Raw genomic sequence first — 14,224 nt, forward strand, 5'->3', positions numbered from 1 at the left:
TAACTGAAAAGTATTTAAAAACGCAAAGGATTTTGAAACTTGGAATCCATGCTTTCCGGCTTGTGATATGATATTTTATATATTCAAATGTTCGAATATTTATAGTAGGGGAGAACGCTATGTATCAAGAAATACAGCATTTTAAAGCGGATTTTTTCAAGGCGTTAGCACACCCACTGCGGATAAGAATCCTTGAAGTTTTAGTCGAAGGCGACAAAAACGTTAATGAGATACAAACGATATTGGGCAGTGAAGGTTCTGCCGTTTCACAACAGTTAGCTGTATTAAGAAATAAAAACGTAGTCCGTGGGATTAAAGACGGAACCTCTGTGGTATACTCTCTAACAGACCCATTAATTAAAGACCTGCTAACGGTTACCAAGCAGATCTTTGACAATCATCTTGTGAGTGCTATTTCAATGTTAGAAAATATAAAAAATCAGTAATTCACAAAAAAGGAGTGAATCGGGTTGTTATTCTCGACGATTTGCTTCTTTTTTGTTTAATTCGCTTGTTTATCTAGAAATATCAAATTGACACCTGATTGATTTGGATATATGATTTTATATATATTCAAATAATCAAATATTTAGGTCGGTGAGATCAGCTATGAAACTCTCTTTTAGCGGCAGATTCCAAGGCTATAATCGAAAAAAATTTCAAAAAGACTTGATTTCAGGTCTTATCGTAGGTATCGTCGCCATTCCATTAGGAATGGCGTTTGCAATTGCTTCAGGCGTAAAGCCTGAATACGGATTATACACTACGTTTGTAGCCGGAATATTAATCTCATTATTTGGTGGTTCAAAATTTCAAATTGGCGGTCCGACCGGAGCATTTATTCCCATTCTATTTGCGATTGTGATGCAGTATGGGTACGAAAACTTGCTTATCGCAGGTTTTATGGCAGGAGTCATTCTGCTATTCATGGGGATTTTTAAATTAGGCGGTGTCATTAAATTTATTCCGCGGCCTGTCACAATAGGTTTTACCACAGGAATTGCCGTTACCATCTTCACAGGACAAATTGCCAATTTCCTTGGATTAAGTAATCTACAAAAACATCAAGATTTTCTTGCCAATATGAAGGAAATAGGCATTCACATTTCAACAATCAATATGTACAGTGTATTAACTGCTGTAATTTGTCTGGTGCTTATCATTCTGACACCTTGGCTTTTACCTAAAATTCCTGGCTCATTAGTGGGAATATTGATTTCTACGGTTGCAGCATCCCTATTCTATCCTGACAAAATTGCAACCATCGGTTCTACCTACGGTGCAATTCCAAATAGCTTGCCTAGCATACACTTTCCTGCACTCTCAATTGAAAACGTTCAATCTTTAATAAAACCCGCTTTTGTAATAGCCATGTTAGGTGGCATTGAATCCTTACTTTCAGCCGTAGTTGCTGACGGAATGTCAGGAAGCAGACATAACAGCAATCGTGAATTGATTGGTCAAGGTATCGCTAATATGATAACGCCATTGTTCGGGGGTATTCCCGCAACAGGGGCTATTGCACGAACCGCAACAAATATTAAAAATGGAGCGGAGTCTCCCTTCTCTGGGGTCATTCACGGTATTGTCGTCCTGTTGGTTTTGTTCTTCTTTGCTCCTTATGCTTCGAACATTCCTCTTGCGAGTATGGCACCCATTTTAATGGTTGTTGCTTGGAATATGAGCGAACGCAAGGAGTTCGCCCACGTTTTAAAAACCAAAACTGCGGAGTCATTCGTTCTGCTTATTACCTTCCTTCTTACTGTTTTTACGGATCTAACAACCGCTGTTGAGGTTGGATTAGTCTTGTCAGTTATCATTTTTGTGAAACATATGAGCGATCTGCTAATTACTGCAAAGGTCTTGCCCGACCCTTCCGATAAGAATGAAAAAGTAGCAGCACATATGGTTAATGAACAGCACTATTGCCCTCAAATCAGTATTTATACCGTCGAAGGAGCTTTGTTCTTTGGGGTTGCAACCATGTTTGAGAAGTCCATTATGGACGAAATCCATTACAAACCCAAAGTGTTAATATTGAAAATGGGCAACGTTCCCTATATGGATACGACCGGGGAATCTAATTTATCAAGTATCGTCAAGCACTTTAACAAGCACGGTGGCACCGTAATCATTTCCGAACTACAGAACCAACCACGCCAAATGCTGAAGAAAACAAGATTAGACGAACTCATTGGTCAGGAACACTTTTTCGAAAAAACAGGTGACGCGGTTAGCTTTGCCTTAACAAAACTTAACTACTCTCAATGTCTGGGGTGTAAGCATTTTGCGTTCCGTGAATGCCATCAACTATCGGTCAGGTCAAAATAATTCCAAAAAAACGCACGAGAAAAGCCGCCTCGTCTTGGTTCTAAACCCAAGCAGGGCGGCTTCTCTGCGCCTATCTAGTGCTATTCCATTTTCAACGCTGTGCCCTCCGGCACGATTTGAACCCAAGTGTTGCCCGGCAGCAGCGGCACTTCCTTGCCATCGTTCGCATAGGCGCGAAGCATGCCATTTTTGCGTTCCCACGTGATCTGCTGAGACTTGCCCTCTTGCAAAATCACACCCTTACCAGGTCCGAATACGTCGACTTCACGACGCCCCTCTTTGTCCACAATCTTGTGCTTGCTCTCGAGTACGAGCAGATTTTTGGTTTGCAGCTGCTTGCCCGTCTCCCTGTCGAGATGCGGCTTGCCCTCCATGCTGCGTTTGTATACACCTTCAGCGGCATTGTATTCATAGGAAACGAAATACCCTTGAATATAAGGAATTTGAATATAATTCACGGCTGCGCCGGTAAGCTTACTTTGACCCTCCTTGGCAAAAGTGAGCAGCGGCCCGTTCCATTCGGAACGGAATTTGCGCGCCTCGGCGCCCTGCTTCATTTTATCCACAGAGGTATAAAGGTTGTGCGGTGCCTTACGATCGGTTGCGCGCCAGTAGTAGGCGCCATCGCCATACACCTCATCGAGATGGGCCAGCTTGCGGCCTGCCATCATATCCATCGCTTCCTGACTCCAGCCGGCATGGACGATAACCGCATCGAGCGCGTCGCCGATCTCCACGAAATAAGGGCGTATGCTGCGCACGGGACCAATGGTCTTCGCTGCTTGGCTCTGGAATACGGAGACGAATCTCGTAATCTCGCCCTCTGCGAGAATCTCATAGACGATGTCCGCCTGATCTAGGCCGGTTTGGGGCCTGGCTTGCGGGGCATTTTCGACCATAACCATGAAGGGCCGGCTCTTCACTTCTTTATCGGTAGGCAAACCCGTCAGCGGGAATTTATATGGCAGCTCCGTCTCCACAGCTGTGGTCGCAGGTTTGGAAGGCGGCGATGCAGCAGCGGACGTGGCTTCAGCGGCATTCGGGCTATCGGATGGTAAGGAAGCAGGCGTATCGCTGCAACCGACAATGGCTATGACAGAGCATCCAAGGACGAGCCAGGCGCTAAGGTTTTTTCGGCGGAATAAAGGCAATGATTTCAACAGGGCTGCACCTCTTCTCTTAATCGTTCTAGTAAATGTATATGCTAGTGATGTGAAAGGTAGAAGACTTTTTGTGCTAGTGGTGCTGAGGTAGTTGGACCCGCGACTGTGATATAGTAGGGAGAGATGTATGATGTGTATATTGCTGGGTAAGTGTGGTGCTGAGTTGTCATATTTGTGTCATAGGCGTGCTTACCGGATTGCTTCCGGTTGGTTAATTCGCTTGTTTACGGGTTGCGTGATGGACTTGGTTGCTGGAATGCTTCTTTCTCAGAAGCCATTTTTGCTGCACTTTTTGCAGCTTCTACCTATATAGACGGTCTGACCACCCGAATTAGATGCACTTTTTGCATCAACCACTTAACTATTCCCTACTCGCCAAAAAGGAGGCTATTCCATGACCAAGCTTACCGATGACCATGCCATCGTCATGTTCGACGGGGTCTGCAATCTGTGCAGCGGAGCTGTTCAGTTCATCCTGCGGAACGATCCGAAGGGGATTTTCCGCTTCGCTTCCTTACAGTCAGATAGCGGCCAAAAGCTGCTCGAGCAGCACAACCTGCCTATGGATATCATCAGCACGATCGTCCTGATCGAGGGCGGCCGCTCCTATACCCGTTCGACCGCTGCTCTACGCATTGCCCGGCGGTTGCGTGGCGCTTGGCCCCTAGCGTATGCGGCCATCATCATTCCCGCTCCGCTGAGGAATCTGGGCTACTCGTTCGTAGCGCGCAACCGCTATCGCTGGTTCGGCAAAGCCGAGCACTGCATGCTGCCGAAGCCTGAGTTCAAGGCGCGGTTCTTGGATTAGCGACCGGGATGTTTTTCGCGTAGTTTTCGCTTGGGCTCCAACAACCGATACTCGCTAGTTTACCGCTGTTTCGCTCGGTTTCTATACGATTCTCGCTTAATTTCCCGCTGTTCCGCACCAGTATTGCTCGATACCATGCTTAGTTTCCTCGTGGTTCACACGCAGTTTCTGCATTCCCCCACTCGCTTTCCATATGTTAACGCACGATTCCAGCTCGGTTTCCAGCGCGATTTGCGCAGCCTCATTCCATCCTATTCAGTACGCCTACGACTTCCTTATCCCGCCGAACATCCAACAGCACAAGCTCAGCGTGCCCATCTGAAAGCTGTGATGCAGCAGCTTAGCCCTGCGTGCAGTGTCTGCCGCACCTAGTGCAAGCAGCAAAGGCGCAAAATGCTCCGGCGTCGGAACCGCCTCACGCGCGTTAGGCGCTCTTTCGTCATATCGAACGAGCGCATCCAAATTCCACGTCTCCAGCTGCTCCGCCAACCACTCATCGAATTCCACCGCCCACACCTGCGGCACAGGATTATTCTGATCCAACCTGCGTAAGTTGTGAACCGTCCCACCACTGCCAAGGATAAGAACATCTTCTTCCCGCAAGGGGCCTAATGCCGCGCCGATGCGATAATGCTCTTCCGCTGTCAAACGCGGATTCACAGAGAGCGCCACCACCGGTATCTGCGCATCTGGATACATAATGTGCAGCGGTGCCCACGCCCCGTGATCCAAGCCTCGCTCATCATCGAGCTCACAACGAATGCCCTCTTCCTCAAACAATCGCTGTATATGTAAACTTAGCGTCAAATCCCCTTTAGCTGGGTACTTAATGTCATAAAGCTTTTCTGAAAAGCCCGAGAAGTCATAGATCGTTTCCAGATGAATCGCTGAGCTGATCTTCTGCACGGGACTTTCCCAATGTGCGCTGAACAGCACGATGGCTTTGGGCGCGGGAATACTTTTGGCCAGCTTCTGCAAAAACTCGGTGTAAGCATGCTGCTCGATCGCCAAACTCGGTGCTCCATGGGCAATGAAAAAAGATGGCAGCATGGCAGATCCCCTTTCTTCCTAAATGGTAACTTTTTACCAATATACTATACATTATACGCCTTTGAGCACAAATAAAACCTGACCGATGGCCAGGTTCTTGTCTAAAGCCTATGTTTGAGCGTGGGGAACGAACTTCTCTTTGCTATCACTCGCTCGTTTAGATTATCTTCTCAGCTGTAAAGATGAAATATATCGTTACGGACACGATTTCACTTCCCCTCGCATCTGTAACGATGAAAAACATCTTTACAGCTTCGCTCAGCTGTATAAAACTGCTTTTTACTCGTTTGTAAGAATGTAAAACATCGTTAAAGACGCGATTTCACTTCCCCTCGCATCTGTAACGATGAAAAACATCTTTACAGCTTCGCTCAGCCGTATAAAACTGCCTTTTACTCGTTTGTAAGAATGTAAAACATCGTTACAGACACGATTTCACATCACCTCGCATCTGTAACGATGAAAAACATCTTTACAGCTTCGCTCAGCCGTATAAAACTGCTTTTTACTCGTTTGTAAGAATGTAAAACATCGTTAGAGACACGATTTCACTTCCCCTTCGCATCTGTAACGATGAAAAACATCTTTACAGCTCGTGCACTGGCTATAGGTTAGCTCACTTTGCAGGGTATAGTGGCGGCTCATCGGCTTTTCAAAAACTGCTCAATCCCGTCTGCGATACCTTGGGCCAGCTTCTTCTGATATTCCGCTTCGGACATTAGCTCATCTTCTTCCGGATTGGTCATGAAGCCTAGCTCGACCAGCACAACTGGAACTTTGGACCAATTGAAGCCTGATAAGTCGCTGCGTGCTGACAGTCCTCTTCCAGCCTTTTCGGTCGCAGCCTTCAGATGCTCTAGAATAAAGCCAGCTGCTTCATGGCTTTCTGATGCGATAGGCTTCACCGCTGCTGAGGAAGCCGACGGATACAACACCGAAAACCCTTTGGTCTTCGGTGAACTATCGCCATCCGCATGAATGCGTACAGCCAGCGCTGCTCCTGCTTCGTTCGCCATATCCGCACGCTGCTTGTTGCTGATATCAACCTCATGTGACTCGCGGGTCATCGCAACTTCTATACCGCGGCGGACCAGCTCGTCCTTGATCAGCAGTGAAACTTCCAGATTGAGCACATATTCCGGTTTTTTCGTTCGTACGCCGACCGTGCCGGAGCTGACCTTTGGCTTGGTTTCCCGCGTATCCGGGCCTACCGACTCAGGAGCATTATTACTTTGGCGCTGATGTCCGGGGTCCAGCATGACGAGCCTTCCTTGTTGAGGCTTGCCAGCAGTTTTAGAAGCCGCCGGCTCTGTTCTAGGCTCTTTCGCAGGCTCTGCTGTAAGATCTGCTGTAGGCTTTGTTTTAGGCGCTGGTGCTGCCCCTGTCCTAGCCTCTACTGCAGGCAACTGCAGTGATGACTCAGGGGCAGGACTTTCCGCCACCGGCTGCTTGGTCGCGCTACTCGTGATCGCAGGCGTTTCCTTGCTTACTATAGGCGATACCTGCCGTATAGCCGCTCTCTCCAGTACTTGCGGCGAACAACCAGCCGCAACCAGAACTAGGACCATCCCAATGGCAACACTCATGAAAGCCATCCACTGCTTTCGGGCTTTTGCTACCTTCACGGTTCTCCGCCTTTCATTTTGTTGCTTTTACACGTTCTCTGCCCTTCATGTTGCTACCTTCACGGTTCTCTGCCCTTCATTTTGTTGCTTTTACACGTTCTCTGGCCTTCAGGTTGCTGCTTTCACACGGTTCTCCGCCTTCATTTTACTGATTCTCCGCCCTGGGCGAATCACCCAATGCATGAAACCAACATCTCCTGCCAAAACTATCCTTCATATGAGATAAACTTCTACCGAGGTCTTTCGAAGATGAGCGACCACGCTTAGCGAGGAGAGACTTTGGTCTACGACCAAAGATTCCTATATTGGGTTTATTCGCCAAAAAGAATTTCGTCCTCCGATTAAATCGGAAACTTATAAATTCTTATGTGGTAAAAAAATTAGAGGAGGTACTCACATGAATACCCTCTGGAACTTCATTGCTCACCACTGGATATCGATTGCTTTAATCATCGGTGTACTCGTAGCTTTTTGGTACGAATACAAAAACAAAGACAAGTATATCAGAGGCACCGATGACAATTAATTTCTTTCTTGTTATTATACCTTAAATACTTTGACGACTTCTTGGAGCTCGTCAGCCATTTTGGACAACGATTGGGAAGCTGCGCTAACTTCTTCCATGGAAGCAAGCTGCTGCTCAGCTGCTGCGGCTATGCTGTGTGTGCTCTCTAGCGATTTACTGGAAATGGCGCAAATTTGCTCGACAACCTCAACCATATGTTTCGAGTCGGATTGAATGAAGACAGCCGATTGAGACACTTCTTTCACATGTCCAAAAACATCCTCCACTGCTTGTAGAATAGCCAGAAATGCCGCTTTCGCACTTTCACTCATGACAGTTCCATCATTGACTGCTTGGGTACCCTTATTCATTGAATCTACTGCGCTGTTGATCTCCGATTGGATGTCACCGATTAAGCTGCGAATACGGTCCGCTGCTGTCGCGGATTGTTCGGCCAGCTTGCGAACTTCGGTCGCAACGACGGCGAAGCCCTTACCGTGCTCGCCTGCCCGTGCTGCTTCAATTGAGGCATTGAGCGCTAACAAGTTCGTTTGGCTGGATAAAGAGGTAATCAACGTGATCATTTCCCCGATTTGCAGTGATTTCCCGCTGAGCGCATCTACAATCATGGAGGATTGTTCCATATTGCGATGAATGAGCTTCATTTGCTCCGTTACCTCGCCTACGGCTCTGTTCCCTTTTTCAGCTGTCTCGGCGGTTTTTTCTGTCGAAACATTTACCTTTTTAACGCCGTCCACAATCGATACAAGCCGCTTGGCGATATCGGTAACCGTCTTTTTCGACGTATCATTCATATGGCTTTGTTCATCTGCGCTTGCAGCGACTTGCTGGATGGAATCTGCAATCTGCTCCGTCGCTATCGAAGTTTCCTCTGCGCTTGCCGATAATTGCTCGGACATAGAAGCAACGGTGTGCGTGTGCATCGAAATAGATCCAAGCATCGTACGAAGCCTCTGAATCATTTCATTGAAGGAATGCCCCATTTGACCTAATTCGTCGCTCGTTTTCACTTCCATATGCTGCGTTAAATCACCTTCCGCGATGCGACCTGCCATCACTTTGGCTTTTCGTATTAGGTTAATTAGGTATCGGCTGAATAAAATAATCACAAGCACCATGATGACCAGCGCGATCAGTCCGCCTATACCCAAAGAAACGACAAGCTTCTTCACAGGCTCTAGCAGCTCTTTCTCTGGCATAACGAGTGCAATAGTCCATCCAGTTTCTGGTGTCTTTTGATAATAAACGCGATTAATTCCCTTGTCATCTGTGATAGTGGATTGGCCATTTGGCTGTGAAAGCAGCGTTGGCGCCAGCGCGCTTATCGACGGGTTCGGGTCTTTATCCATACTGACCTTCATCACCTTGGACTTATCCGGCAGAGCCAGATAGTTGCCTTTGGCATCCACCATGAACGCCCAGCCTGTGCGGCCTACCTTTGTTTCTTCAACAAGCTTTTGCAAGCGTGCCAGGTTAAAATCGCCGGTGATAACAGCGAGAAACTGCTTTTTTTGATCATAGACTGGCACGCTCGCCGTCACCATGGTGACTTTCGTCGGTTCGTCATAGTAAGGATCGGAGTACGCAAACGCTTGTTTCGTGTCCTGAGCCACTTTGTACCAATCCCAGTGCGGATAATCGTAATCTGCTGCATTATAGTCTTGCGTTAAGTTAATTTTATCCCCTTCTCGGAACGCGTAAGACGAAAAATATTTCGTTTTGGCATTGTACTTGAAGGGTTCAAAGAAGATTCCTAAACCAAATGTATCTTCACTCGTAGCCAAATCACTACTTAGTATTTTATTATAATTGTCCAAAGTCAACTGGTTAGGAGCAAACTCAACCGTCCTGGCAACCACTTCTCCCACCTTACGATGCGCAACAAGCTTCCCATTAATGCTGCTGGTCACACTTTCTAGCTGCTGCTGCATTTTGAGCCCAATTTCGTTATTAATTAGCCCTTTACTATTTACGTATGCGAACGCCACAATGCCAAACAGAGTAACAACAATAAGAGGAACAAGCAGCAACATAAATTTACTTTGAATACTTTTTAGCTTCATTATCTTCATCGCCCCCACTTATCTCTATGATTACTGATTATCACTATGAATTTCGTGTTATTTCGACAAACACCTCTTATTTTCGACATTGTTTGAGTGAATTTATTATTAAGGGCATTCACTAGTAATCGACCTCATTAGAAGTGGTTTATCGCAAGATAAACCTAGTCTGTGACTATTACGAATCAAAATAAGCTTACTCAGATGAAGCTATTACGACCTGCTTCTGGTACAACTCGCATCCGCTCTTACAAGCAGTCTTGCACAACCCGGGCCTTCTACGAATAGCGGTTTAGCTAGAAACGAATAAGCAAGCTTATCTTGCTTATTCGTTCTAATATCGGAGCATCTCGTCAGATATGACCACAGCGCATGCTTATCAGCTGATAAACGAGACTTCCATGGTGTATTAGCCAACAATAAGCAAGCCTAGCTTGCTTATGTAATCATAGCCGGAGTCATTAAGACAAATAAGCTACTTCAGTTGCCTTATCCGCACAATGAACTGCATAGATTACTCCAAAACCCAAAACATATAAATTCTTATCTATTGAAAAAACAAAAACACAGCCTTTTACCATGCAAAAGGTTGTGTTTCTGCTTTCAATCTATTTCAAGGTTTTCATCGCGTCGCGGATGCCGATATCCTTTTACTAGTCAAAATAAATCGGGTTCGTTAACGCAGCCATAAGCGTCATGTTGACCTCATCGAAATGCCGCCATACTTCAGCGCGTATAAACGTTGTTCCCTGTGCATCAAAATGGATGGTAAGCCCTCCGTCTGAGGACACTAGGACTTCCTTTTCCAATCTGATGTTGCTGAACAGTTTGATCATATCTCCTGCCTGCAAATCCTCGGCCTGCAAACACACTTCTCTGCTCCACTCTCCTGCAGGAACGATGTCTCCAACTCGATAAGAGCCGCAGCTTAGTTCAACAAAAGGCCCATTTGGCGCATAAGTAATCACCACGTGACCCAGCCCGATGGCGTTCAAAATGCCATCCACGGTTTTTTCAGAAGCATACACCCATGTACATGGCATCGCATGCTTGACGTACGGATCTGGACGATGGATATCGCTGCCGCCAACAGCAACAAGCCTTCTGCCAGAGACGAGTTGACTATGCCACCAATTCAGCGTTCTTACATTCCGCTCCGTAAAGGGGCCATTCCATACCTCGACCCAGTCATGATCGACAGCCAAATCCCATTCCCACGGGCAATACTCGCAGTGTGGATGATTAATCACGATTTTGGCTCCATTAGCACGGGCTTCGGCAATCTTGGCGTTGACGTCCTTCTGATCCTTTACTCGAAAATCTCGGATCGGATCGGCAACACCCAAGAAATTGCTGTGTCCAAAATTCGTTGTAAACTCCATTCCCGGAATCATGACAACGCTTGTATGGCGCGGATAGGTCATATTTTGGCTCACTGTATTGTGATCCGTCATGGCGATGAAATCACAGCCGAGTTCCTCCATCCTTGCCGCATTCTCTTCCAGCGTAAAAGTGCCGTCGCTATTCACGCTGTGCGTATGTAGATCGCCTTTCAGCCAGCGAGGTGTCTTATAAAGAAATTCGATGGTAACGGTAACGGAACAACCTTCGTTCGGTACCTTGTAGGCGTTATGCAGAACCGCCCAGCTTCCCGGCGTTAAATCACCTGATAAATAGCCGGGAGTGGATTGTTCCTTTCCAAGTCGAAAGGTTTTGCGCGCTCCTCCGCTCCAACCTCTCACTCTTACGGTGTCCCTCAGGCCCAAGTCGATCACGGCCTTCTGTTCACCGTGTGATTCGATCACATAAGTGACCACAATCTCCTCAACGTGCTCGGGCATTTCAAAAAGCACTTCAATATAGGTGTTTTGCTCCGTATGAGCAATTTTTTTCGTAATTGTTGTAATTGATCGTATTCTTTCCACAGGTTTCATCTGTCGCTCTCCTTGATCTGCTTTGTCTTAAGATAAGCGCAAAGAAGCAATAATCGGATAATGATCCGATGAGTAGCCCCCTTCGATCTGCCTTCTATCGACGATCGTTTCCAGCAGTTCCATCTCGGGAGATACGAAAATATAATCAATTGGTCCCTCGTCTGCTCCACCTTTGAAGTCGTGCGCAGTGCGGCCTACATTTCCTTCAATAGCGGTATAAGCGTCTTTCAGCCAGCCTTTCGGACCTTCGTCCCCAGATTGCCCCCTCAAATAACGGATAGGCGGATAGCTAGGATGGCTGTTCATGTCCCCCATTAAAATAACGGGTAAAGAATGCTCGGACTTATGCGAACGAATATAATCCCAAATCACTTTAACACCATTTTCTCTTGCTTCTTGACTGTGATGGTCCAAATGGGTGTTGTACACGATAAATGCCTTCTGACTGTGTTTGTCCAGGAATCGAACCCACGTGCACATTCTAGGGAACATGCTGTCCCAGCTTTTGGATGCCGTTACTTCTGGTGTTTCCGAAAGCCAGAAATGACCTTCCTCCAGCACCTCAAGCCCATCCTTCTTATAAAAAATAGCGCAATGCTCATTGTCGTGCTCGCCGAATCGGCCCATGCCGATCCAATTGTACGCTCCCAGCTCCTCATGAAGCTCGGTCAGCATGTCAAAGTAGCCTTCCTGCGTGCCAACAAGCATGGGGTCGTGCTCTTGGATTGTATGGGAAACGCGCCTCACACGATGAGGCCATGCGTTGTCCCCATCCTTCGGCTCATTGTATCGCAAATTGAAAGTCATGACCTTCCACTCCATCGCATTTGCACCTCTTCTTTGACTATTCTTTTACTGAACCGAGCATGATTCCATGTATAAAATACTTTTGCAGAAATGGATACACGATAAGAATCGGCACCATCGAAACCACGATTTTTGCAGCGTTGAGCGTCTTATCCGATACTTTCATCAGTAACTCAAGCTTGGTCGAATCAAGTTCCAACAATGCGTTCTGGTTGACGACAAGCTGTTGAATATACGTTTGCAGTGGATAATTCTCCGCACTGCGCATGAAGATCATGCCGTCAAAGAACGAATTCCAGTGACCGACAATACTGAATAAAGTGACCGTAGCCATCGCAGGCAGCGAAAGCGGTAGATAAACTTTGACCATCATATACCAAGGTCCCGCACCGTCCATGTAACCCGCGTCGCTCAGCTCCTTCGGCAGGTTCCGGAAGAAGTTCATTAACAAAATAACGTTAAACACCGGCACCGCACCTGGCAGCACAAGAGCCCATATCGAGTTAAACATCCCTAAAGATTTTACGGTCAAATACAACGGAATAATTCCGCCACTGAACAGCATCGTAAACAGCATGAACCACATATACACGTTCCGGTATGGGAATTCCTTGCTGCTTCTCGACAACGGGTACGCCATCATGACGGTCAATACGAAATTGATTCCCCCGCCCAGCAAAACCCGTTTGACGGAAACTAAGAATGCATTGAAAAAATGCGGTTCTTCCAAAATTTTACGATACGATTCCAAAGAAAAGCCAACGGGCCAAAACTTAACGAATCCCCCAGCCGCTGCCGCGTTGTCGCTAAACGAGACGGAAAATACGTGCACAACAGGCGCAAGCGACATGGCTGAGATGGCTAGCATCACCAAGATTAGTACTGCTTCGGTTATACGGGCCGAAATCGTTTTATTACGTACCACTAACATTCACCTGCTTCATTAGAAAATTCTGTAATTCGCATACGTATAGGCAACTCTATACGAAATAAAGATGAGAATGAAACCGATCACTGATTTCAACAAACCGACAGCCGTAGCTAAGCCGTATTGAGCCTGCACAAGTCCTACTCGGTACACATACGTATCGATAATATCACCTGATTCATAGACAAGCGGATTATACAAATTGAAAATTTGATCAAAACCTGCATTCAAAATATTACCTATGCTCAAAGTAGCCAGCAAAACAACAGTAGGAACCAAGCTCGGCAGCGTAACATAGTGCAATTGTTTCAATCTATTTGCTCCGTCCATTTCGGCTGCTTCATAGAGGGAAGGGTTAATGCCAGCTAGTGCAGCTAAATAAATAATGGCAGCAAATCCGAATTCTTTCCAAATGTCTGTGCTAACAACAATGCCAGGAAACAAGCTGTTTTTGGCCATAAACATAATCGGCTCGAAGCCTAACGCTTTCAACGCATGGTTGATAATGCCGTCGAGCGACAGCATATCCATCACAACACCCGCCAGGATAACCCAAGATATAAAATGAGGCAGGTACACAACCGTCTGCACCCATCTTTTGAATATCCGGAATCTAATCTCATTAAGCAAAATAGCGAATGTAAGCGGAATGATGAGGTGCGCAATAATTTTACACACGGCAATAAATACCGTATTAAAGAAAATAACTTTACTGTCTCTCAGTTGAAACATGTACGTGAAATTTTCAAAGCCGATCCAGGGGGATTCCCCTATTCCCAAACCGATCTTGAAGTCTTGGAACGCAATTGCGACTCCGAACATCGGCACGAGATGGAAAATAATAAGAAGCACGATACCCGGCAGGAGCATCAAATGGTAGTGCTTGTAAAACGATTTTATGTTCATGAACGATACACCTCTGTTCAAACTTATACATTTCTATGGTAGAAAGAGCGCACCACCATTCGGTTAGGTGATGCGCTCTTTAC

General features: G+C 46.4%; 12 protein-coding genes. 4 read left to right on the plus strand and 8 right to left on the minus strand.

The features are described from left to right. The first annotated feature begins 119 nt into the window (after positions 1-119). On the plus strand, positions 120-446 hold the full coding sequence (locus ASD40_RS03325; RefSeq protein ID WP_057301912.1) for an ArsR/SmtB family transcription factor: 327 nt from the start codon (positions 120-122) through the stop codon (positions 444-446). 163 nt (positions 447-609) lie between these two features. Then, on the plus strand, positions 610-2,331 hold the full coding sequence (locus tag ASD40_RS03330) for a SulP family inorganic anion transporter (protein WP_057301913.1): 1,722 nt from the start codon (positions 610-612) through the stop codon (positions 2,329-2,331). 80 nt (positions 2,332-2,411) lie between these two features. Here the strand turns inward: ASD40_RS03330 and ASD40_RS03335 are convergent, their stop codons facing one another. After that, complete coding sequence (locus ASD40_RS03335) at positions 2,412-3,491, minus strand: DUF3048 domain-containing protein (protein ID WP_057301914.1); 1,080 nt, start codon at positions 3,489-3,491, stop codon at positions 2,412-2,414. A 397-nt stretch (positions 3,492-3,888) separates the two neighbouring features. Between ASD40_RS03335 and ASD40_RS03340 the strand changes: the two genes are divergently transcribed. Continuing rightward, on the plus strand, positions 3,889-4,302 hold the full coding sequence (locus ASD40_RS03340; RefSeq protein WP_057301915.1) for a thiol-disulfide oxidoreductase DCC family protein: 414 nt from the start codon (positions 3,889-3,891) through the stop codon (positions 4,300-4,302). Positions 4,303-4,566: 264 nt separating this feature from the next. On the opposite strand, the gene ASD40_RS03345 is transcribed toward ASD40_RS03340, so the two are convergent. Together ASD40_RS03345 and ASD40_RS03350 are read right to left on the minus strand one after the other, a co-directional pair. Beyond that, a complete protein-coding gene (locus ASD40_RS03345; RefSeq protein WP_057301916.1) occupies positions 4,567-5,352 on the minus strand; it encodes a DODA-type extradiol aromatic ring-opening family dioxygenase in 786 nt (261 codons plus the stop codon). 641 nt (positions 5,353-5,993) lie between these two features. Beyond that, the gene (locus ASD40_RS03350; RefSeq protein WP_057301917.1) at positions 5,994-6,977 is read right to left on the minus strand and encodes an N-acetylmuramoyl-L-alanine amidase; all 984 of its coding nucleotides are present in this window, start codon (positions 6,975-6,977) and stop codon (positions 5,994-5,996) included. Positions 6,978-7,374: 397 nt separating this feature from the next. On the opposite strand from ASD40_RS03350, the gene ASD40_RS39015 reads away from it, so the two are divergent. Next, positions 7,375-7,503, plus strand: coding sequence for a hypothetical protein (locus ASD40_RS39015; RefSeq protein ID WP_268795865.1), 129 nt, complete (start codon positions 7,375-7,377; stop codon positions 7,501-7,503). A gap of 14 nt (positions 7,504-7,517) precedes the next feature. On the opposite strand, the gene ASD40_RS03355 is transcribed toward ASD40_RS39015, so the two are convergent. The 5 genes from ASD40_RS03355 to ASD40_RS03375 form a co-directional block, all read right to left on the minus strand. Then, the gene (locus ASD40_RS03355) at positions 7,518-9,566 is read right to left on the minus strand and encodes a methyl-accepting chemotaxis protein (protein WP_235549151.1); all 2,049 of its coding nucleotides are present in this window, start codon (positions 9,564-9,566) and stop codon (positions 7,518-7,520) included. A 653-nt stretch (positions 9,567-10,219) separates the two neighbouring features. Then, entirely contained in the window at positions 10,220-11,500 is a 1,281-nt protein-coding gene (locus ASD40_RS03360) for a CehA/McbA family metallohydrolase (RefSeq protein ID WP_057301918.1), read from the minus strand. Between the two features lie 27 nt (positions 11,501-11,527). Further along, entirely contained in the window at positions 11,528-12,307 is a 780-nt protein-coding gene (locus ASD40_RS03365; protein WP_235549152.1) for an endonuclease/exonuclease/phosphatase family protein, read from the minus strand. A gap of 37 nt (positions 12,308-12,344) precedes the next feature. Next, entirely contained in the window at positions 12,345-13,232 is an 888-nt protein-coding gene (locus ASD40_RS03370) for a carbohydrate ABC transporter permease (protein WP_057301971.1), read from the minus strand. Positions 13,233-13,250: 18 nt separating this feature from the next. Then, positions 13,251-14,141 carry an ABC transporter permease gene (locus tag ASD40_RS03375; protein ID WP_057301920.1) on the minus strand — a complete coding sequence of 297 codons (891 nt, stop codon included), beginning with the start codon at positions 14,139-14,141 and terminating at the stop codon, positions 13,251-13,253. Positions 14,142-14,224: the final 83 nt, after the last annotated feature.

Origin of the sequence: Paenibacillus sp. Root444D2 (assembly GCF_001426375.1) — a bacterium.
In the GTDB taxonomy this organism is placed as follows: Bacteria; Bacillota; Bacilli; order Paenibacillales; family NBRC-103111; genus Paenibacillus_E.

What these genes read in the sequence shown, in the direction of transcription:
- ASD40_RS03325 (WP_057301912.1), top strand. Translation starts at nt 120, where the DNA reads ATGTATCAAGAAATACAGCATTTTAAAGCGGATTTTTTCAAGGCGTTA.
- ASD40_RS03330 (WP_057301913.1), top strand. Translation starts at nt 610, where the DNA reads ATGAAACTCTCTTTTAGCGGCAGATTCCAAGGCTATAATCGAAAAAAA.
- ASD40_RS03340 (WP_057301915.1), top strand. Translation starts at nt 3,889, where the DNA reads ATGACCAAGCTTACCGATGACCATGCCATCGTCATGTTCGACGGGGTC.
- ASD40_RS03345 (WP_057301916.1), bottom strand. Translation starts at nt 5,352, where the DNA reads ATGCTGCCATCTTTTTTCATTGCCCATGGAGCACCGAGTTTGGCGATC.
- ASD40_RS39015 (WP_268795865.1), top strand. Translation starts at nt 7,375, where the DNA reads ATGAATACCCTCTGGAACTTCATTGCTCACCACTGGATATCGATTGCT.
- ASD40_RS03355 (WP_235549151.1), bottom strand. Translation starts at nt 9,566, where the DNA reads ATGAAGCTAAAAAGTATTCAAAGTAAATTTATGTTGCTGCTTGTTCCT.
- ASD40_RS03360 (WP_057301918.1), bottom strand. Translation starts at nt 11,500, where the DNA reads ATGAAACCTGTGGAAAGAATACGATCAATTACAACAATTACGAAAAAA.
- ASD40_RS03365 (WP_235549152.1), bottom strand. Translation starts at nt 12,307, where the DNA reads ATGACTTTCAATTTGCGATACAATGAGCCGAAGGATGGGGACAACGCA.
- ASD40_RS03375 (WP_057301920.1), bottom strand. Translation starts at nt 14,141, where the DNA reads ATGAACATAAAATCGTTTTACAAGCACTACCATTTGATGCTCCTGCCG.